Source organism: Shimia sediminis (genome assembly GCF_003990645.1).
Lineage (GTDB): Bacteria > Pseudomonadota > Alphaproteobacteria > Rhodobacterales > Rhodobacteraceae > Shimia > Shimia sediminis.
In genome coordinates, this window is sequence record NZ_RYZK01000007.1 from 159169 (window position 1) to 179701 (window position 20533).

The window sequence follows — 20533 nt, forward strand, 5'->3', positions numbered from 1 at the left end:
CCTTTGAATGAAGCCATTGTTACATTCTTTTACAAACTCGAACAGTGCGTTCATTGCCTGCGGAAGACCTGTTTATCACCGGCACCTAAAATTGAAGTCAGAAAATTCCAAATCCGTGGAGGATATCATGACTTTTGCCAACCCAACCCGCCGTTCGTTCCTGCAAGGGGGCGCCGCCCTGTTCGGGGCCAGCAGTCTGATGGGCTCGACCGCTCTTGCGTCGATTGACCCGAATTCCTTCTCGGCCCGCACTTTCCACGCCAGCCACTTTGGCACCTTCGAGGCGGTTGTCAAAGATGGCAAGATTGTTGCCATCAACAGCATGATGGAACTGGATGCCCGCCCAACCGAAATGTTGAGCCACGGCATCCTTGATCGCACCTATGACAAGACCCGGATCGACTATCCGATGGTGCGTAAATCCTATCTTGAGGGCTGGGAAAGCGGCGACATCAAATCCGAACTGCGCGGCAAAGAAGAATACGTCCGCGTTGATTGGGACACCGCTTGGAGTCTGACCGCCAAGGCGCTGCTGGATACTGCAACCAACCACGGCAACGAAGCCATCTTCAGCTCGTCTTACGGCGGCTGGTCAAACGCTGGCGTATTCCGCCCCAACGTGCTTCAGGGCCGCCTGATCAACCTCATGGGGGGCTGCACGAACACGGCTGGAGACTGGTCTGCCGGTGCCGGTCAGGTCGTCATGCCGCACATCATTGGCGACATGGAAGTCTATTCTGCACAATCTGCATGGGAAACTATCCGCGACAACACCGAACTGTTCGTGCTTGTCGGCTGTGACCCGATCAAAAACAACCGTGTCGAATACCGCGTCGCCGATCACGGCATGTACGCGCATTGGGAAGAAATTCGCGACAATGGTGTCCAGTTCCTGTCGATCAACCCACAGCGTACAGCCAGTGACGAATACCTGAACGCCGAGTGGAAACGGATTATTCCGAACACTGATACCGCACTGTTCCTGTCCATGGCTTACCATGTTCTGGAAAATGGCCTAGAAGACCGTGCCTACATGGACAAGTACACTGTCGGCGCAGGCAAATGGCTTGCCTACGTCAAGGGTGACACAGACGGTACCCCTAAAACCCCTGCATGGGCGTCGGCCATCACCGGCATAGACGAACAGGAAATCATGGATCTGGCCGAATTGATTGCGGCTAAGAAAACCAGCTTTGGCGCATCCTGGGCCATCCAGCGCGCGCAACATGGTGAAATGGCCTATTGGTCGATTGTCAACTTTGCGGCCTTGCTGGGCAAAATCGGAAAACCCGGCGAAGGTGTCGGCTTCTCTTGGCACTATGGTAACGGCGGCATGCCTCAGGGTGGCAACGCAACACCGGTTGGCATGAGCCAAGGTCGCAACTTTGTCAAAAAAATCGTGCCAGCCTCGCGGATCACCGAAGCGCTGGAAAACCCCGGCATTGAGTTCTTCTACAACGGGCAGACCAATGTCTATCCGGACATCAAGATGATCTTCAACGCTGGTAACAACTTTATGTCACACCAGCAGGATACCAACCGTCTGATCAAGGCGCTGGAGAAAGTTGAAACCATCGTTAGCGTCGACGTTTGGTGGACAGCGGCAACCCGCTGGGCCGACATCGTGATGCCTGCTGCGACCACTCTGGAGCAAGACGACATTACATCGGGGGGCACATACTCGAACGACCGTGTCTACGCGATGAAAAAGGTTATCGAACCTATGGGCGAAGCCCTGCCGGATTACGAGATCTTTGAAGGTCTTGCTGACAAGCTTGGCCTGTGGGCACAGTTTACCGACAGCGAAGACAAGATGTATCACATCAAGCTTGCCTATGAGGCATCAGGTGCCGCCAAAGACCTGCCCTTCGAGGAGTTCTGGGAAAAAGGCTATGCCCGGATGCCAGTTCCAACCGAAGCCCGCGGCTGGGTACGCCATGCGGCCTTTGTCGAAGATCCCGAAGGCAGCCCGCTGCACACCTCTTCGGGTAAAATCGAGATGTTCTGCGAGAACATCGCAAACATGGAAATCGAAGATTGCCCCGGCATGCCGATGTGGTTGGAGAAACACGAATACCTCGGCAGTGCCAAAGAAGGTCAGTTGCACGTCGTGTCGCCTCATCCGTGGTTCCGCCTGCACAGCCAGATGGACCAGTCGAAAACCCTGCGCGACCTCTACAAGGTGCAGGGTCGTGAGCCGGTTCGGATCAATGCGCAAGACGCCGCAAAGCGCGGTATCGAAGATGGTGATTTGGTCGAGTTGTACAATGATCGCGGAACAGTGATTGCCGGTGCCGTTGTCTCTGACGACATCATGCCGGGTGTGGTTTCGATCTATGAGGGATGCTGGCCGTCTTTGGACAGCAAAGGGCGCTGTAACTCTGGTCTGGTGAACTTTATCACCTCGACACAACGTGCGTCCGGCCTGTCCGAGGCAACTTCGGCCAACACCACTTTGATCGAAATGCGTAAATGTGAAGACCCGGAAGGTCCGAACCTGGCCTACGAAAAACCAGCCATCATTAGCGACATGGTGATTTCGTCCATCGACGATGAAAAGCTGGGGCTTGATCGTCTTGGAGACCTGACTGAAGCGCTTTACGCAGACATGACCCCCGGTGAACAGATGTTCTTTGAGCGCTGTACCGTCTGTCATGCGCCACGTGAAGTAACCCATTATACACAGCAACAGTGGAAAGGCATCGTTCCGTCCATGTTCGAACGTGCGGGTCTGGACGATGGTGAACGCGAACTTGTCATGGACTATCTCATGAAGAATGCGGCTGACGCCGCTCACTAAATACAAACAACGAGAGGGCGGTGTTGCCGCCCTCTCGACTTTGTCCCCTTCACCGCATGTACGAAGCAGAGAAAACCAGGAGGTCGCAATGTTGGATAGATCGCAAAATCTGGGATGCGGATGCGAACGCGTCCAGCAAGACCTGATGCCGCTGGACTCTGCCGTTTCACATTCTTTGTCCGGGATTAACCCCGTCGCCGAAGTGGAAGAGGTTCCACTGGTCCAAAGTTTAAATCGGACCGCCGCAGCAAGCGTTTTGGCTTCGAGGGCCATGCCTTTCTTTGACAACTCGGCAATGGATGGGTTCGCCGTCAGCGCCGAGGGTTGCCAAGACGGTACGCCTTTGCGGATCTCGGCAACAATCGCTGCGGGCGATGCGCCTTCTGACCTACGCCCGGGTACCACCGCGCGGATCTACACCGGGGCTCCAATTCCATCAGGTGCAGATGCCGTCATCATGTCCGAGCTTTCAGATGTGATTGGTGAAACTGTGCGCTTTCAGATCGCGCCAAATCGTGGTGACAACATTCGCCGTGCTGGAAGTGATCAACCCAAAGGTGCCAATCTGCTGTACTCTGGTCAACGCATTGCCCCGCGACATATGGGGCTGCTCGCAGCCAACGGTTTTAAGAAGTGTTCTGTGCGCCGGCGCGTCAGGATTGGCGTTTTCTCGACCGGTGACGAGTTGACGACGCATGCGCGTGCTCCGGGACAGATTTACGATGCAAACAGGCCAATGCTGCTGTCCCTTTGTGCTCAAATGGGTGCCGAAGTTACGGATTTGGGCGTGTTGGCTGATGACCTGTCCAAGACAACCCGTGCATTTGAGCACATACGCGACCAGTTTGATCTCGTGCTGACTTCGGGTGCGGTATCCATTGGTGGCCGTGACCACGTCCGTACCGCGCTTCTCGCAGCGGGTGGCACGCTGGATGGCTGGCGTGTGGCAATCAAACCGGGCAAACCCGTAGCTTTCGGACGATTGGGAAACGCCGTCGTGACAGGATTGCCTGGCAATCCATTTGCCAGCTTCGTTGGCTTCCATCTCTTCGTTGCATCTCAGATCGAACGCCTTTCGGGCGGCGCACCAAAGGCATTTGCCTCCCACAGTGCAACGGCCGATTTCGAATGGACGCACAAACCAGGAAGGGCCGAGGTCTTTCCAGTAAAGCTTGGGGGCTACAATGCAGACGGCTTGCCGAAACTCACGCGCCTCGGGGCCAGTGTTTCAGCCACGCTCTTTCCTCTGGCCGAAGCTGATGGCCTGGCCATCGTCCCGGCTGAGACCAACAGTGTCGCGCCAGGGGATTACCTTAATTGGCAACCATTCAGTTTTGCTGGAGTAGTGCAATGACCTATCCTTTGCTGGCCGGAATCCAATTTGACGTCGGCGATATCGATGACCTTCTGGCCGAAGTCGCGACAACACTCTCCCATGACGGATACCGCGTGCGCGGCGTGTTACAGTCGCGTGGCGAGGTCGGTCGGGAATGCCACTGCGCAGACATGGACCTCCATACAATTGGAGAGACCAGAACATTCCGGATATCTCAACCTCTTGGAAACGGTTCGCGGGGATGTCGACTGCATCCAGGCGCGCTCGCGGAATGCGCAGCCTATTTGGAAACGGAACTTGATCGGGGCGTGGATCTTCTGGTGCTGAACCGGTTTGGGCGTGGTGAAAGCAAAGGGAGCGGATTCCGCGACCTGATCTGCCAAGCCATGGTGCACGGAGTGCCCGTTCTAACTGCCGTACGCCCCACCTATCAGCAGGAATGGGTAGCGTTCGGTCAGGCTCTAACCTGTAACCTTCCAATGAACCCGAACACCATTCTCCAGTGGTTTGATCATACGCACGGAGTGCAACATGCCGCGTGATCTTCGCACTCCTCAAATGCTCACGGATGGATTTGGGAGGCAGGTAAACTACCTGCGCCTTTCGGTGACCGACCGGTGCGATCTGCGGTGTACCTACTGCATGGCCGAGCGCATGACGTTCCTGCCAAAGCGCGAGCTTTTGTCCATCGAAGAGCTTGCGAAACTCGTGAACGCATTCATTGACCTCGGCGTTCGCAAGGTGCGGCTGACAGGAGGTGAGCCCCTGGTGCGCCATGGGATTATGTCACTGATCGAGGCGCTTGGCCGCGAGGTGACGTCCGGTCGGCTGGACGAGCTCACTTTGACAACCAATGGCACGCAACTGTCACGATTTGCCTCGGTACTGGCGGACAACGGCGTGCGCCGTATCAATGTGTCGCTTGATACAATCGACCCAGAGAAGTTTGCTGAGATCACCCGTCGTGGACGACTTGGGCAGGTTCTGAAAGGCATCGAAGCTGCCCGTGCCGTAGGGTTGCAGGTCAAGATCAACACAATGGCATTGCGTGGTTTCAATGATGCCGAAATCCCTGATCTTGTGGATTGGGCGCTGGAGCGCGGCTGCGACGTATCTTTCATCGAAGTGATGCCGATGGGCGAGGTCAGATCAGATGACCGGCTGGGGCAATTTTGGCCTCTTGGGGAAGTGCGCACAATGCTGGAGCAACGCCTCATCCTGCGCGATACGTCGTTCAGCACAGGTGGCCCCGCGCAATATTGCGACGTGGAGGGAACCAATCAACGGATCGGCTTCATCACTCCGATGAGCAACAACTTTTGCGCCGGCTGCAACCGCGTCCGCGTGAATTGCCGTGGCGAGTTGTTCACCTGTCTTGGACGCGAAGGTTCTCGTGATTTGCGCCCCGCATTGCGCGAGTCTGCGAGTGTTTTGGACGTTCAAGACGCGATCCGCGCCGTCCTGATGTGCAAGCCCAAAGGGCATAACTTTGACTATGGCGCAGGTGAAGTCGCCGGTGCCGTGTCACGCGGAATGAACCATACTGGAGGATAACCATGGCTGTTTATGATGTTGTCTATTTTGCCTGGGTGCGGGAACGCATCGGTTTGCCACGGGAACAGGTTGAAAGCACGGCAACGCATGTGACGGACCTGGTCAGGGAACTTACTGCACGAGAGCCGCGTTATGCGGCGGCCTTTGCCGACCCTTCTGCCATTCGTGTCGCACTGGACCAGGACCTCTCGCATTTTGATGCCACGCTGGATGGCGTACGCGAGGTTGCCTTCTTCCCCCCCATGACAGGAGGCTGAAATGCTTGACGGCGCAGTTTCCGAAAGTCGCTATGCCCGCCACCATATCCTGCCCGAGATCGGTAAGACGGGGCAGGACCGACTTGGTGCGGCGCGCGTGCTTGTTGTCGGTGCTGGCGGTCTTGGCGCTCCTGTCTTGCTCTATCTGGCTGCGGCAGGGGTTGGTCACATCGGTATTGCCGATGACGATGTCGTGTCACTGTCCAACCTTCAGAGACAGGTGCTGCATTCCACGAGTTGGCTTGACCAACCCAAGACGTACTCGGCGTTGGAAAGGCTGCACGACCTCAATCCAGGAATCGACATTGCGACATATCCCTTCAGGGTCGGTGAGGCCCAAGCTGCGTCTCTGGTACACCGTTATGACCTTGTCATTGACTGCACCGATAACCTCGACGGACGCTATGTGTTGAACCGCGCCTGTGTAAAGGCTCGCGTGCCTTTGCTCTCCGGGGCGATCTCGGGTTGGGAAGGTCAAATCGGCCTTTATGACCCAGTACACGGCGGGCCCTGCTTTGCCTGTGTGTTTCCAGAAGTACAGAAACAGCGGCCGATCCAGACCAAAGGTGTCGTCGGCGCGTTGCCAGGAGTAGTCGGCGCAACCATGGCGCTGAACGCAATCAAGCACATTGCCGGCGCCGGGGCATCCCTCCGCGGAAAGTTGATGTTGTTTGATACATTGTGGAATGAGCAAAGCGTGCTGAATGTCGCGCGTGACGGCACTTGTCCTGTCTGTGGTGACATCCATTTTAGAGAGAAAAGAGAATGCTGACCCATTTTGATGCGTCTGGGCATGCACATATGGTGGATGTGTCCGCCAAACCTGACAGTCATCGCGTCGCAATAGCCGAGGCCTATGTCAATATGCGCCCCGAAACTCTTGAGCTGGTCATGGCCGGAACCGCCGCCAAGGGGGATGTTCTGGGTGTGGCCCGTATAGCCGGAATCATGGCGGCAAAGCGCACTGCAGATCTCATTCCGCTATGCCATCCTCTGGCGCTGACCCGCGTAGCCGTAGACCTCAATCCTGAGCCGGGCAAGACGCGTGTCCATGTCCGCACAACCGTTGCCACGTCCGGGCAGACAGGTGTTGAGATCGAGGCTCTGACGGCAGCCTCGGTCGCCGCGCTCACCATCTATGATATGCTCAAGGCTGCAGAAAGGGGAATGTGTGTGACCGGATTACGCCTTCTGCACAAGGAGGGGGGCAAATCGGGTCGATACGACGCCACCAATGATGCCCGAGCAATAGAAAATTCGGAGAGAGATCATGTCGATTGAGAATCCGTTGATTGGGATCCTTGTGGTTTCCGACCGGGCGTCACGAGGGGAATACGAGGATATGGGTGGACCGGCAGCCGAAGACTGGTTGCGAAATGTGGTAACCTCCGCCACTGCATACATGCGCAAGATCGTCTCAGATGGTCGCGATACTGTAGCTGCCGCCCTGCGTGAATTTGCGGGTGCCGAAAATGCAAACCTGATCCTCGTGTGTGGCGGCACCGGGCTGGCACCCCAGAGACGAAACGCCCGAGGCCCTAGACGGTGTTATTGACAAACGCCTGCCCAGGTTCGGTGAATCCATGCGCCTGGCCAGCCTCAAGTAAGTGCCTACTGCCATCCTGTCTCGTCAGGATGCCGGCATCCGAGGTAAGTCCGTGATCGTCACCCTGCCTGGGAAACCCGCTGCAATCGCCACCTACCTGCAAGCCGTCTTCTCTGCGGTGCCGTACTGCTTGGATCTGATTGGGGCGGCAAGGATCGAAACAAACCCAGATTTGTGCAAGGCATTCCGACCAAAAAGATAAACGAATTGTTGACCCGTAAAAAATGTGACAAGTCCAGTTGCTGTTCAGGAGGATCCGTTGCACTAGGGTCAGGATTCATAACCAGAACATGACGACGGCCGTCAGCGCGCATGCGGACAGGAAAACCTTGGGGCACCCATCGTAGCGGGTTGCGACGCGGCGCCAGTCCTTTAGCCGGGCAAAGCTGTTCTCGACCTTGTGGCGCTAGCGGTATCAGCCTTCGTCATGTGTGATCGGAACCTTGCGGTTCTTTCGGGAAGGGATGCACGGCGTGATACCCTTGTCTTCAAGGGCATTGTGATACCAGTCCGCCTCGTATCCGCGGGCCGCCAGCATGTGTTCGGCGGCAGGAAGACCGTCCAGCAGTGCCCGCGCGCCGATGTAATCGCTCCGCTGGCCGGCAGTCAGAAACATCCGCAGCGGGTGGCCAGCCGCGTCTGTTACCACGTGCAGTTTCGAGTTCATCTCACGCTTGGTGCGCCCGATCAGTCGGCTGCCCCCTTTTTTCAGCCCAAGGCTTGAGGCTGTGCGGTGCGTCTTCAGGTGGGGGTTGCATCGATCATCAGCGTGTCAGTACCGCCGCCCTGATCAGCCAGCTCCGGAAGCATCCGCGCGAAAACACCTTTCTCGCTCCACCGCTTCCACCGGCTGTAGAGCGTCTTGTGCGGGCCATAGGCGGCAGGCGCATCGCACCACCGTACGCCATTGCGGTTGATGAATATTAAGCCGCTCAGCACCAGCTAATCGTGCACACGAGGTTTGCCATGAGACTTCGGGAAAAAGGGTTCCAGCTTGGCCATCTGCTTGTCGCTCAGCCAGTATAGATCGCTCATGTCACTGCTCCGTTTCAGAGCCGTGAATCACGTGGCGCAGCAGAAATCAATGCATCCTGACCCTAGTGACTGACGGCTGCATTTAACGGTAGAGTTGGCTGTTCATTCAGCTTCCGTGAACAGTTTTGCAACGAAGTTGTTTTCGTTAACGACCCCGGTATCGCAATCCTCGTATTGGCCTTTTCGAGCGGTATGGCCGCAGCAACCCACAATCTGTCCGCCCGGCAAATCGCATGGGCGCAGGACTGGCATTTGCGCGAGGAGACCTATTCAGCCGCGTTGGCCTGTTTGGTCTACGTGCAACGCCAACTCCCGCTGGCCAAACTCTGGGGGGACGGTGTGACGTCATCCTCAGATGGCCAGTTCTTCCAGGCCGGCGGTCGCGGTGAGGCTTCGGCAGACATCAACGCAAAATACGGGCGCACCCCGGGTCTCAAGTTCTACACCCACATCTCCGATCAGTTCAGCCCATTCCACTCGACGGTCATCACCGCCACCGTAAGCGAAGCACCCTTCGTTTTGGATGGTCTGCTTCGCCACCAATCGGGTGTCGCAATCGAAGAGCATCATGCGGATACTGGCGGCGCGACAGACCATGTCTTTGCCCTGTGCTATCTCTTGGGGTTCCGCTTTGCGCCACGGTTGCGAAACTTCAAGGATCGCAAATTGTATCTCCTGCCCGGCATGAAGCCCCCGGTAATCATGACACCCTTCATCGGCGGCACCATCAAAGCAGGTCACATTATCGACAATTGGTCCGAAATCCTCAGGCTGGCAACGTCCATCAAGGCCGGGACCACCAGCGCATCGGTGATACTCAAAAGCTTGTCCGCATACCCGCGGCAGAACGGACTCACCATTGCTTTGCGCGAACTGGGGTGAACCCTCTTTGCCCTGGAATGGATGCGCAACCTGGAATTGCGGAAAAGAACCAGCGCAAGTCTGACCAGAGGAGAAGCCCGAAACGCCCTCGCACGCGGGGTCTTCTTCAACCAGCACGGCGAAATGCGCGATCGCCGCTATGGGCGTCAGATCCACAAAGCGTCGGGCCTCAACTTCCTGGTCACTGCCATCATCCTGTGGAACACAAAATATCTGGAAGCCTTAATCACTGAACTGAGGAAAAACGGTGCGGCCATCCCAAATGATATCATCAAACATATCGCGCCGCTTGGCTGGGCCCATGTAGGATTGACCGGGGACTATCTGCGGAACATGAACCCACCACTCAGCCCAGACCGCCTCAGGCCACTTCGGATAAACGAGCTACAGGACGCTGCATAAGTTCTCGGTCCGTTCGCACGAACCGGACAAAAAAGTCAATTTCATGCAGTGACCCCTTCAAGCTGATTTCTTCTGATAGTGCTTTAACGAGAGTTTTCGGTTCATCGTAATCCTTAAGGGGATACGAGAGGAGAACGAAGACTGGGCCGAATGGATCGGCTGACAAAGCAATAGGCAACAAGAAGTATGCGGATCAACAGTTCAGGATCGACAGATGGACGACCAGTGTGACTATAGAAACCCGAAAGAAATTGATGGATACCACTCAGATCCACGAACCGATCAATCGAGCGCAGCAGGTGAGTTTGAGGAACGTGATCCTCGAGCGCGACCTTGGCTTTGAACACTGGATTAGGTTGCTTCCGTTTCGACATTCCTGATCTCCTTCTTGTTGAAGATCAGCAGATTACAATTCGCAGCATGCGTCACAGTCCGATTTTCGGGGATAGCATAATGAGAGGAGAATCCGGTGAATTGGGCTGTGTGCAGGAGGTTACGCGCCCTCCTGATCATCAAAATTGATGCGGGGGGGCTCTTCCGGCCAGCACACAGCTCAGATTAAAGGCGGACTGCTTCAAAAATGAATGCTCAGCAGGAAGCAGCGCCAGCCCCAAAAAAATAGATTTGCATCCGGATGCAAAATCGCTAATGTGTACTCGTACCCATGAAGCTACTAAGTTTTGAGAGAATGGAGATGACGATGTTTATTAGCAGACGTGCCATAATTATTGCTGCCATCGGAGCAAGTTTCACCGCTTCGGCGATTGCAAGCTCAGCTGCGGCTGAAGATCTGCCTTACGGGCTGATTTCCGGCAAACCCTACGCCGGTACAACCTTGACTTATGTTGCGCCAGTGGCGGGTCAATACGACGGTCATGCGGCGCGGTTGCAAGAGTTCACCGATTTGACTGGCATCGAGGTCGAATTTGACTTTGTTCCGTTCGGAAACCTTCAAGAACGTATTCTCTCGCATAAAGTTGCCGGCGACAGTGAGCCAGATTTGATTAACTACATGGATAGTTGGGGCCCCGCGCTTAAAGACATGTTCATGCCTATTGATGACATGATGATCGCAGACGGTGTTTCAATGGAGCGCTATTTCGGCGCTCATCAGCAAGGTTCAACCTATGATGGTAAGGTCCACGGTTTACCGCTACGCGGGCATGCACAACTATTGTTTTACCGTAAAGATTTGATGGAAAAACATGGGCTCGCCGTGCCAACAACTTGGGCCGAACTCGTTGAGGTTGCGACAGTTATCAAGGAGAAAGAAGGGCTTGGGATCGCTTCTTACTACTCGAACAAAAACGGACAAAATGTCCCGGTTTGGATGAACCTAATGTGGAGCAACGGCGGCGAGCTTATCAAAGACGGCGAGGCTGTGTTTAATTCGCCTGAAGCCGTTGAAGCATTGCAGTTCTATGCGGATCTTGAAAATAAATTTGCGGTGAATTCCGAGGGTGCCAAAAGTTTCGAGCAGGGTGACGGGTCGCTGTCCATGGGAGCTGGTAATAGCGCCTTTTACATGGGCTGGTGGTGGCACTATGGGTCACGTATTTTAGGTAAGAATACTACCCTGACCGCTGAGCAAGTTGGGTTTGCAGGCATGCCCGCTTTTGGCAATAGCGAGTCAGTGACATTCGCCATGTCAATGCCGACGGCAATCAATGTTGAATCGGAGAATCAAGAAGCTGCTTGGGAATTCTTGAAATGGGTCAGTAATGCTGATCTGGAAAAAGCCAATGTTATCGACAAGAGTGAGCGCAACGTTATTGTTGCACTGCACCGTGAGAACTTGATCGACAGTGAGGTGAATGCAGCCAATGGCGGATTGCAAGCCGCCGCTGCCGCCAGTCTTGGTAACTCACGCATTTTCCCCCAGCTCGATTCGTGGCCAGAGATTATGCAGCTCATTTCCAACGCTATTTCTGACGTTGTGGCCAATGGTGCTGATCCCAAAGAAGCGTTGGATGCGGCGGCTATTGAAGCTCAAAAACTGCTTGATCGTGGCTAGTGTTCCATAATGTCATCCGCTCTGTTGTGACAGGTTGCAACGGAGCGGTCATTTTTCGAGCTAACTTAAACAAACGAGTCCGCTATGCACGATCGTCACATTAAGTTTTTATTGATCATGCCGGCGTTTGCGCTGGTAACTCTGACGATCCTCTATCCTTTAGGATACGCGGTTTCAGTGAGCTTCATGGATTGGCGGCTAAGCAGATCGCGGGCTCCTACTGATTTTGTCGGGCTTCAGAACTATGTTCGCGCCTTTACTGATGATCCCTCTTTTTGGAACTCCATGCAGGTCACCATAATCTTTGTGCTCGGTTCTGTATTGGGAGCGGTGTTTTTTGCACTCTTGATCGCGTTGCTTCTATCGCGTCAGGGTACGGTCTACTCTATCACACGATCCATTGTAGCCCTGCCATTTGCCATGTCCCCTGCGCTACAAGGCACGTCCTTTCGCTTTTTTCTAAATCCAGAATTCGGCATTTTTGACAGAATTATTGATAAACTCCTGCCATTTGCCGCCTCAATTGATTGGCTTGGAAGCGGTTTCTGGGCAATGACTTGGCTTATCATCACCGACATCTGGAACTGGGCGCCGTTTTTGTCCTTAATGATGATCGCGGGGCTTCTTAGCATCCCAAAAGAGACATTGGACGCCGCGGCCGTTGATGGTGCATCCAGTTGGAAGCGGTTCTGGACGATAATCTTGCCACTGCTCGCACCAGTTCTTGCAATTACCTGTGTCCTGAAAGCGATTTTCTCGTTCAAGATGTTTGAATATGTCTACCTGCTCACTGGAGGGGGGCCTGGCGAGAAGACATCAACAATGACGTTCTACGCCTACCGACAGGGATTTGTCGCATATGACATGGGCTATTCTTCGGCTGTCGCCGTCTTGCTCGCGGTGCTTTTGGTCTTTGTGTCACTTGTCTATTTCCGATTGATTTTCCCCAAGGATGGAGAAACATAAATGTCGCTCACCCGAAAACAGACGGAAGACCTACAAATGGTTCTGCGCGGTGCTGCAATAGCATTGGTAATAACGGTTTTTCTGGGCCCGATTCTTTGGATCATGCTGACTGCATTCAAACCGCTTAGCGACGTCTATACGATGGCTTTGTTCTTTGAGCCAACGCTTGATAACTTCCGTCAGATATTCGAGAGACCATTTTTTCTTGGCAGTAAACTGACGAACTCAGTCATAATCTCCACATTTACTGTTTTGATTGGCATTCCTTGCGCACTTTTGGCAGCTTACAGTTTTTCTCGCTTTCCGTTTCGTAACAAGAAGTTGATGTTCTTTGGTGTTCTGGCCACCCAATTCGTACCGCCTATGGTTGTCATCTTACCAATCTTCTTAATGTTTCGAACTCTGGGGCTTTTGGACACAAAGATTGGGATGATCTGGATCAACCTATCGATTGTATTACCATTCTCGATATGGATGCTGAAGGGTTTCGTTGATAGCATTCCGGTCGAGATGGAAGAGGCGGCATTAGTCGACGGCGCGTCGCGGTTTAGGGTTATCAAGGATATCGTGCTGCCTGTTTGTGTGCCTGGCCTCTTCATCACCGGGATTTTTTGCTTTATTTTTTCCTGGAATGATTTCCTTCATGCATTGATATTGACGCGCAAGGAGGCCGTAACCTTGCCAGTCACGCTTGGATCATTCTTGACAGAGGAAGGTGAACGTTGGGAATTGATGGCCGCAACCGGGACAATTATTTTGCTGCCCATGTTTGCCATAAGTTACTTTATCCAGCGACATTTCGTACATGGTGCAACTTCTGGATCAGATAGATAGTATCAAAGTGGAGCAGATGAACGGCTGATGATCTGAGATTCAAAAAACAGGTTAGTATCGTCCGCTTTCCTATTTTTTAGACGTTCGAATCCAAGCTCGATCGCTTTCGAGAATATCTGTTCCATCTGTTGTTCTACTGTCGTCATGTTGTATGAAAACATGCGACCGATTGGGGAGTTATCGTGGCCAACGACCATGATATCGCTTGGAATACGAAGCCCCAAGCGCAACCTCAGGGCATCCATCGCCCCAAGAGCCATCGGATCATTGGCAGAGACCAAGGCATCAAAGTCGCCAATAGTTTTTCCGTATTCAAGTACTGTCTCGAATCCACCCAAATATGAGTACTTTGACATCTGTATTACGGGATCAGGTAAGCCGGCCTCGCGGCATCCCTCGATCAAGCCAGTTTTACGCTCATCGTTAACCCAACCTTTGTGACTCGCTTCAAGAAACAGCAGGCGTTTCGCGCCCTTTGCTGCAAAGCGATGCGCCAACTTTCTCATAACGCCTCGGTGATTTGAAGCAACATGGTCAATCCCGGAAACATCGACACGTCTGTTTATCAATACAAGCGGCACGTTTTCATCGACGCAAAGCTGAGCCGTTTTAGGAGAAATTTCAGTGGTGGATATGATCATATCCGCCCTATCTGCCATCATTTTGGCAATAGCTTCATCGCCCATCGATTCAGGGTTTGTAATTTGTAAAAGTAGGCTTTCGCTTGTTCGACCCAGAACTTCGACCGCTGATTGTAATGCGACTGGAAAGTTTTTCTGGGTAAACTGGGTGATCACCAAACCGACCATTTTGGATCGCCCAAGACTGAGTGACTGCGCGATTGGATTAGGTCTAAATCCAAGCTCTTCTGCCGCCGCCAGAACCTTGTCTCGTACTTTTGATGACGCACTTCCGCCTGGGGAGAATGTACGGGATACTGCCGACTGGCTTACACCGGCCAAACGGGCAACATCATAAGAGGTAGGACGGAGCTTATTCATTGTGACCTGGTAGAACAAATTACAGTATTTGCTTGACACATCTACGAACAAAACGCAAATTGCATCCGGATGCAAAAAAACTTTTTTGGTGCTGATTGAGTAGTTACATAGCTTGTTCAGGCCCAGTAGACGCAAATTCGGGTATCAGTTGTCGCCGGTTCAATAGGGCCACCTCTGATACCAACGATTAGCTCGAAAGCAGAGTAAGAAAGAAGGACGTCAAAATGGCAAACGTTGTCTTAAGAAACGTAACCAAACGGTGGGGCGATTTTGTTGGCGTCGACAACCAATCACTTGAAATTCACGACAAAGAGTTTCTCGTGCTGCTTGGGCCATCGGGTTGTGGAAAAACGACGACAATGCGCATGATCGCAGGCTTGGAAATTCCCACAGACGGCGAGATCTCGATTGGCGATCAGGTTGTAAATGACGATCTGCCGAAAGATCGCGACATCGCTATGGTGTTTCAAAACTATGGCCTCTATCCACACATGTCCGTTTACGCCAACATCGCTTATCCATTAAAAGTTCGAAAGGTTCCAAAGTCCGAAATTGGCCCGCGCGTGGAGGCAGCGGCAGCCAAGGTCGAATTGACGGAGTTTCTATCTCGTAAGCCGAAGGCGCTGTCAGGCGGCCAAAGACAACGCGTCGCATTGGCCCGAGCCATTGTGCGAAAGCCCAAGGTTTTCTTGATGGACGAACCGCTGTCCAACCTGGATGCGAAACTTCGGGTGACCATGCGAGCTGAGCTAAAGCACCTGAGCCGCGAACTCGCCATCACAACTGTATACGTTACCCACGATCAAATAGAAGCGATGACTTTGGCTGATCGGGTTGCGGTCATGAAAGACGGTATTATCCAGCAGCTGGGTACACCGGATGAAATCTATAACGAACCAGCGAACCTATTTGTCGCAAGCTTCATTGGATCTCCTGCAATGAATCTGATCGAGGGATCAATTAAGGGCGGCAAGTTTCACTCTACGGGTGGCACCGCACTGGTAAATGTTGATGTTGCAGATCGTTCCAAAGCCGTACTTGGAGTGCGCCCTGACGACTTGCTCGTTACCGATCCCGGTGAAGGTGATATAGACGTGAGTATTTACGCCTTCGAAAACACCGGCGAGGCAACGTTTCTCACCGTTCAGTGGGGGAAACAGCGCGTTATTGCCCGAGGTAGCCGCCACTTGCGTAAAGAGCAGGATGATATCGTTGGCATAAAAATTGATTCCAACCACATCTATTTGTTTGACCCGGATACTGGAAATCGAATCCGGGAGTGATGCTCTTCCAGCCGATGTCCGGAACAGGCATAGCACCTAGTCTGTAGCGTTGAGAAACCCGTAGCCCAAAGTGTCAGATTTGAAGGCACATTTAAATGAGAGCGAAAAGACGAATGACACAGAAAGCCGTCATCGGTGATACTTGGCATGACAGTGTGCCCGAAGTGAAGCCTTTGAAGAACAAGCGCCGGGGTCGCCCCAACATACTGTTTTACATGCTGGATGACGTCGGTTTTTCTGACTTGGGATGTTATGGCTCAGAGATTGAAACGCCAACATTTGACCGATTGGCAAAGGACGGCATCAAATACAACAATTTCCATGTAACCGCGATGTGTTCGCCTTCACGGGCGTGCCTGATGACGGGTCGCAACGCCCATAACGTCGGTATGGGTATCATTTCAGAGTGGTGCCTTGGGTATCCCGGCTACCGGGGTTACATCCCGGACAACGCGGCTACAATTGCCGAAATTCTGCGCGAACAGGATTATGCGACCTGGTTGGTCGGCAAATGGCACTTGACTCCAAATGGTGATCTTAATCCCACAGGCCCATTTAAGCACTGGCCGCTTGGGCGAGGCTTTGATCGCTGGTATGGATTTCATACTTCTTACGCAGACCATTGGCACCCGGAACTCACCGAGGATAATCGCTACATAGATGCGCCGTCCAAAGACGACTATTTTTTAACCACAGATATGACAGACAATGCGGTGCGCTTGATCCACGAGCATGCAAGTGGCGGGGCTGACAGACCATTTTTTCTTTACACGGCACCAGGCGCCTGCCACTGGCCCCACCACGCGCCACCGGCAGCTTTGCACAAGTTCCGCGGGCATTATGAGCAAGGATGGCAAGCGGTTCGTGAGGCGCGCCTGAAAAAGCAAAAAGAATTGGGTGTCGTTCCGGAAAGCACTCAACTTCCTCCAATGAATGAAGATGTTTTGGATTGGGGGGAAATGACAGATGTGCAGCGCAAATTCGCTAGCAGGCTGCAGGAAGCATATGCCGCCTTTCTCCATCATTCCGATGCCGAATTTGGGCGGATAATTGAAGCGCTAGAAGAAACTGGAGAATTAGAAAACACAATTATCGTCTGTCTGTCCGACAATGGTGCCAGCCCCGAAGGAGGGGCCGTTGGCACGCTTGATAACCGTAAGCACAGGCTTTACTGCCCCGAAGATGATGATGAACGACTGCGCGGTATTGACCGGATCGGATCGGCCGAAGCGTTCAATCATTACCCTATGGGGTGGGCGCAAACCTCCAACACGCCTTTGAAGTGGTACAAGAAGGATACCCATGGCGGTGGGGTGCGATCTCCATTGATTGTTCACTGGCCTGAGGGACTGAAGGATCAAGGCGGCTGGCGCTCTCAATTTCACCACGTCGCAGATCTCGTGCCGACAATGCTCGACATCGTCGGAGCAGAATTGCCTGATGATTTCGGCGGGAAACAGCAAATCCCAATGGACGGTGTGTCGATGAAATATAGCTTCTTTGATGCAAGCGCGCCAACCAGCAAGGACATTCAATACTTCGAATTATTCGGTGATCGCGCTCTTTGGAAAGACGGCTGGAAAGCAGTTACTCATCACCTCGCCGGCGAAGATTTTAGCAAGGACAAATGGGAGCTGTACCGATTGGAGGATGATTTTTCAGAATGCTCAGATCTGTCCGATGCGCATCCTGATTTGGTAGAAGAACTTAAATCTCTTTGGTGGCAGGAAGCACGCCGTAATAAAGTATTGCCGCTTGATGATCGGGAAGCAGAGCGCATCCACGAGGGCAGCGCACCAATCCCAGATACGCCGCTTCGCCTGTTTCTAGGCACATCCCAGATTTCGCGCATGGAACTGCCGGATATGACAGGTCCCTGGGATTTTGATGCAGTCTTGACGGTCGACAATACCAATGTGTCTGGCGTGGTTATGGCCATTGGCGGCCAGCTGGCCGGGTTTTCTCTGTTTGTGAATGAAGTTGGGCACCTTTGTTTCGATTATCGATTTTCTCTCGAGGAGAACTTTGAATTGACTGCCAAAAAGGCCCTGAACAAAGGCGAAAACAAAATATCATTGTCGTTGGTGTCTGACGGAACCCGGGCGAGAGTCTCTATGTCTATTGACGGTGAATTGTCCGCGGAGCGTGACATTCCATACTGTTGGAAAGGCATCGCCCTGAACAGCGGACTTTGCTGTGGGCGAGATCCCGGCGCGGCGGTCAGCCCACGGTACAAAGCGCCGTATCCGCTAACTATTGGACTTAAGGACGCCGTCCTAACATTTCCGAGACCATCAAACGTATCCGATGAAGAAAGGTTTCAGGCATTAATGGATGAACATTAGAGGGAAATTGGCGCCAATCCGGACTTCCACCAGTTGGTCTCCGAAGCCGCGGGCTTCAGCTTTGATCTGATCACACCTTTCCAATGACCAATTTACTTCAACCTTGCTGCGTTGCTGGCGACTTGCCAAGCTAAGCCACTGTGCGATTGTATTTCAGCAACGTGTTAGCCTCGAGAATATTGGCCAAGCGCCGATAGCGAACCCGGCTTTCGGTCAATGCCCTGAAACCCGAATTCTCTACCGATCCTGATTAGAGTTTTGCGCTATGATTTCCTAGCTGGGAGAAGGAGCGGAAACGCATGAAAGCATCGAGGTTCACGGACGCGCAGAAGGCGTTCATCATTAAGCAAGGCGAGGAAGGCAAGACTGTTGCCGAGATCTGCCGCGAGGCTGGGATCAGCCAGGCGACTAACTTCAACTGGAAGAAAAAGTATGCTGGCTTGATGCCATCGGCGATGCAGCGGTTGCGAGACCTTGAAGACGAGAACAACCGGCTGAAGCGGATCGTGGCGAACATGACGATGGACCGTGAGATGCTGCAGGACGTCATCAAAAGAAAGCTCTGAAGCCGGGTCGCAAGCGCGAACTGATTGACGGGATGTGTTCGGACTGGTCGGTATCGATCCGACGGGCCTGTGGGGCTCTTCGGTTTGATCGTTCCACCTACCACTACAAATCCCGGCGCACCGATCCGGCAGCTTTGAAGAAACGGGTCAAAGAAATCTGCGAAACGCGTGTGCGCTACGGTTATCGATCCGAAGTTCAGCTATCGGGGGAAAGATGTGGTCGCGACACTGGATCGCGTGTGTCGTCAGATCGGTTACCCCAAGACGATAAGAGTCGACAATGGCAGCAAACATATCTCGCGAGACATGGATCTCTGGGCTTATCAGCGCGGCGTGATCCTAGACTTCTCACGGCCGGGCAAACCAACCGATAACGCCTTCATTGAGGCGTTTAACTCCAAGTTCCGGGCAGAATGCCTGATCGCCTATTGGTTCCTGTCACTGTCGGATGCTTGCGAAAAGATGGAGGAAAGGCGCAAATACTACAACGAAGAGAGACCGCACAGCGCCATCGGGAACATCCCACCGGCAATGCTGGCAAACTCACATGGCGATACCAGCCCGCCATACTGAGAAACGGCGGGAAACTCTAGTCCAGGGTGGCAGAAGGTTGGGTAGCAGAGCAGTTCAGGATTCCCAACTCACCTGACTTCTGATTCAAGGTTGCAAACAGAGGAGAGCAGATTTGACGCGAAGAGTCCTAACCAATGCCCAGTGGGCGATCATTGAACCGTATTGTCGTGGATAACTGAGCGATCCGGGCAAACCGGGCGCGTTCTTCGACTGTTCGTCGAGGCGGTGCTTTGGATTGTGCGGACAGGGGCGCAGTGGCGTGAGTTGCCGGTTGAGTTTGGCAAATGGAACAGTGTTTTCAAACGCTTTCGCAGATGGGTGAAGGCCGACACTTTCTATCGCATGTTCAAAGCATTAACCTCGGACGTCGATCTTGAATACGCCATGATTGACGGTCCCATCGTCAAAGTGCATCGCTCCGGTCAGGGCGCAAAAGGGGGTCTCTCTGCCAGGCCATTGGCCGCTCTCGCGGCGGAATAACAACCAAGATGTTGGCCCTGATAGATGCGCTCGGCAACCTCGTTGATTTCTGTCTGATGCCCGGACAAGCTCATGATCTCCGCGAGACCGACACGCTGATCCGCGATCTGTCCGCCAGGCACTTTCTGGCTGACAGAGCTTTCGATGCGGATTGGCTTCGCAATGCCTTGCTGAAACGCGGCATCACCCCAGTCATACCGCCCAAGTCCAACAGAAAGTTCCCGGCGGAATTCGACAAGGAAACTTACAACTGGCGGCACCTGATCGAAAACTACTTTGGCAAATTGAAGGAAAATAGAGGGATAGCTATGCGATCTTGCAAAGCAGACCTGAGCTTCAAAGCCTTTAACTCCATCGCGACAACTCTCATTCACACAAAATGAACGTCAACAGCTCCTAGCGACAAAATCTGTTATTGTGTCATTTTCCACCGCGGGTATTGCGCGCCCGAAGGGTAGGGGCGCGGCCAAGGTCAAACACCGTTCGCTCTGCATTCAGGTTCGGGCGTTTTCAAAGGCCGTCCAAGCTCGTTCAAAAGCGTCAAAGTCAAAGCCGGGCGCGCGGGCGGGGGCCAGCACCAGCTTTTCGGTTTCCAGAAG

General features: G+C 53.4%; 14 protein-coding genes and 5 pseudogenes. 16 read left to right on the top strand and 3 right to left on the bottom strand.

All coding sequences use genetic code 11. The features are described from left to right. Nucleotides 1-127 precede the first annotated feature (127 nt). From EK369_RS15360 to EK369_RS22160, 8 genes are all read left to right on the top strand, one after another. Nucleotides 128-2800 (top strand): molybdopterin-dependent oxidoreductase, encoded by a 2673-nt coding sequence (locus tag EK369_RS15360; protein ID WP_127115152.1) that lies wholly within the window; start codon nt 128-130, stop codon nt 2798-2800. Nucleotides 2801-2888: 88 nt separating this feature from the next. Then, on the top strand, nt 2889-4154 hold the full coding sequence (locus EK369_RS15365) for a molybdopterin molybdotransferase MoeA (RefSeq protein WP_164727016.1): 1266 nt from the start codon (nt 2889-2891) through the stop codon (nt 4152-4154). Beyond that, nucleotides 4151-4678, top strand: coding sequence for a DUF2478 domain-containing protein (locus EK369_RS15370; RefSeq protein WP_127115154.1), 528 nt, complete (start codon nt 4151-4153; stop codon nt 4676-4678). Before EK369_RS15365 ends, EK369_RS15370 begins: the two co-directional genes overlap by 4 nt. Then, nucleotides 4668-5690 (top strand): GTP 3',8-cyclase MoaA, encoded by a 1023-nt coding sequence (gene moaA / locus EK369_RS15375; RefSeq protein ID WP_127115155.1) that lies wholly within the window; start codon nt 4668-4670, stop codon nt 5688-5690. The genes EK369_RS15370 and moaA overlap by 11 nt, the downstream gene beginning before the upstream one ends. A gap of 2 nt (nt 5691-5692) precedes the next feature. Then, complete coding sequence (gene moaD / locus EK369_RS15380) at nt 5693-5947, top strand: molybdopterin converting factor subunit 1 (RefSeq protein WP_127115156.1); 255 nt, start codon at nt 5693-5695, stop codon at nt 5945-5947. Nucleotide 5948: 1 nt separating this feature from the next. Beyond that, nucleotides 5949-6719 carry a HesA/MoeB/ThiF family protein gene (locus EK369_RS15385; protein ID WP_127115157.1) on the top strand — a complete coding sequence of 257 codons (771 nt, stop codon included), beginning with the start codon at nt 5949-5951 and terminating at the stop codon, nt 6717-6719. Continuing rightward, nucleotides 6713-7228: a cyclic pyranopterin monophosphate synthase MoaC gene (gene moaC, locus EK369_RS15390; RefSeq protein ID WP_127115158.1), complete on the top strand. Its 516-nt coding sequence runs from the start codon at nt 6713-6715 to the stop codon at nt 7226-7228. The genes EK369_RS15385 and moaC overlap by 7 nt, the downstream gene beginning before the upstream one ends. Beyond that, nucleotides 7218-7502: a molybdopterin-binding protein gene (locus tag EK369_RS22160; protein ID WP_235871441.1), complete on the top strand. Its 285-nt coding sequence runs from the start codon at nt 7218-7220 to the stop codon at nt 7500-7502. Before moaC ends, EK369_RS22160 begins: the two co-directional genes overlap by 11 nt. A 328-nt stretch (nt 7503-7830) precedes the next feature. On the opposite strand, the pseudogene EK369_RS15400 reads toward EK369_RS22160, so the two are convergent. Next, a pseudogene (locus EK369_RS15400) lies at nt 7831-8588 on the bottom strand (IS5 family transposase). 186 nt (nt 8589-8774) lie between these two features. Here EK369_RS15400 and EK369_RS15405 point away from each other — a divergent pair. Then, nucleotides 8775-9872 (top strand): annotated as a pseudogene (locus tag EK369_RS15405) (Tn3 family transposase); the annotation flags it as partial. 146 nt (nt 9873-10018) lie between these two features. On the opposite strand, the pseudogene EK369_RS15415 reads toward EK369_RS15405, so the two are convergent. Beyond that, nucleotides 10019-10246 (bottom strand): annotated as a pseudogene (locus EK369_RS15415) (transposase); the annotation flags it as partial. Nucleotides 10247-10560: 314 nt separating this feature from the next. Between EK369_RS15415 and EK369_RS15420 the strand changes: the two are divergent. From EK369_RS15420 to EK369_RS15430, 3 genes are all read left to right on the top strand, one after another. Then, the gene (locus EK369_RS15420; protein ID WP_164727017.1) at nt 10561-11886 is read left to right on the top strand and encodes an ABC transporter substrate-binding protein; all 1326 of its coding nucleotides are present in this window, start codon (nt 10561-10563) and stop codon (nt 11884-11886) included. Between the two features lie 84 nt (nt 11887-11970). Then, entirely contained in the window at nt 11971-12852 is an 882-nt protein-coding gene (locus EK369_RS15425; RefSeq protein ID WP_127115162.1) for a carbohydrate ABC transporter permease, read from the top strand. Continuing rightward, a complete protein-coding gene (locus EK369_RS15430; protein WP_127115163.1) occupies nt 12853-13686 on the top strand; it encodes a carbohydrate ABC transporter permease in 834 nt (277 codons plus the stop codon). A 2-nt stretch (nt 13687-13688) separates the two neighbouring features. On the opposite strand, the gene EK369_RS15435 is transcribed toward EK369_RS15430, so the two are convergent. Beyond that, nucleotides 13689-14687, bottom strand: a complete 999-nt coding sequence (locus EK369_RS15435) for a LacI family DNA-binding transcriptional regulator (RefSeq protein ID WP_127115164.1) — start codon at nt 14685-14687, stop codon at nt 13689-13691. Nucleotides 14688-14911: 224 nt separating this feature from the next. Between EK369_RS15435 and EK369_RS15440 the strand changes: the two genes are divergently transcribed. The 4 genes and pseudogenes from EK369_RS15440 (at nt 14912) to EK369_RS15455 (ending at nt 20317) form a co-directional block, all read left to right on the top strand. Continuing rightward, nucleotides 14912-15970: an ABC transporter ATP-binding protein gene (locus EK369_RS15440; RefSeq protein ID WP_127115165.1), complete on the top strand. Its 1059-nt coding sequence runs from the start codon at nt 14912-14914 to the stop codon at nt 15968-15970. 113 nt (nt 15971-16083) lie between these two features. Continuing rightward, nucleotides 16084-18315, top strand: a complete 2232-nt coding sequence (locus EK369_RS15445; RefSeq protein ID WP_164727018.1) for an arylsulfatase — start codon at nt 16084-16086, stop codon at nt 18313-18315. Between the two features lie 299 nt (nt 18316-18614). Further along, a pseudogene (locus EK369_RS15450) lies at nt 18615-19454 on the top strand (integrase core domain-containing protein). 112 nt (nt 19455-19566) lie between these two features. Beyond that, nucleotides 19567-20317, top strand: a pseudogene (locus EK369_RS15455) (IS5 family transposase). The last annotated feature ends 216 nt before the right edge of the window (nt 20318-20533 follow it).

Coding starts and splice junctions, on each gene's coding strand:
- EK369_RS15360 (WP_127115152.1), top strand. CDS start 128: ATGACTTTTGCCAACCCAACCCGCCGTTCGTTCCTGCAAGGGGGCGCC.
- EK369_RS15365 (WP_164727016.1), top strand. CDS start 2,889: ATGTTGGATAGATCGCAAAATCTGGGATGCGGATGCGAACGCGTCCAG.
- EK369_RS15370 (WP_127115154.1), top strand. CDS start 4,151: ATGACCTATCCTTTGCTGGCCGGAATCCAATTTGACGTCGGCGATATC.
- moaA (WP_127115155.1), top strand. CDS start 4,668: ATGCCGCGTGATCTTCGCACTCCTCAAATGCTCACGGATGGATTTGGG.
- moaD (WP_127115156.1), top strand. CDS start 5,693: ATGGCTGTTTATGATGTTGTCTATTTTGCCTGGGTGCGGGAACGCATC.
- EK369_RS15385 (WP_127115157.1), top strand. CDS start 5,949: ATGCTTGACGGCGCAGTTTCCGAAAGTCGCTATGCCCGCCACCATATC.
- moaC (WP_127115158.1), top strand. CDS start 6,713: ATGCTGACCCATTTTGATGCGTCTGGGCATGCACATATGGTGGATGTG.
- EK369_RS22160 (WP_235871441.1), top strand. CDS start 7,218: ATGTCGATTGAGAATCCGTTGATTGGGATCCTTGTGGTTTCCGACCGG.
- EK369_RS15420 (WP_164727017.1), top strand. CDS start 10,561: ATGGAGATGACGATGTTTATTAGCAGACGTGCCATAATTATTGCTGCC.
- EK369_RS15425 (WP_127115162.1), top strand. CDS start 11,971: ATGCACGATCGTCACATTAAGTTTTTATTGATCATGCCGGCGTTTGCG.
- EK369_RS15430 (WP_127115163.1), top strand. CDS start 12,853: ATGTCGCTCACCCGAAAACAGACGGAAGACCTACAAATGGTTCTGCGC.
- EK369_RS15435 (WP_127115164.1), bottom strand. CDS start 14,687: ATGAATAAGCTCCGTCCTACCTCTTATGATGTTGCCCGTTTGGCCGGT.
- EK369_RS15440 (WP_127115165.1), top strand. CDS start 14,912: ATGGCAAACGTTGTCTTAAGAAACGTAACCAAACGGTGGGGCGATTTT.
- EK369_RS15445 (WP_164727018.1), top strand. CDS start 16,084: ATGACACAGAAAGCCGTCATCGGTGATACTTGGCATGACAGTGTGCCC.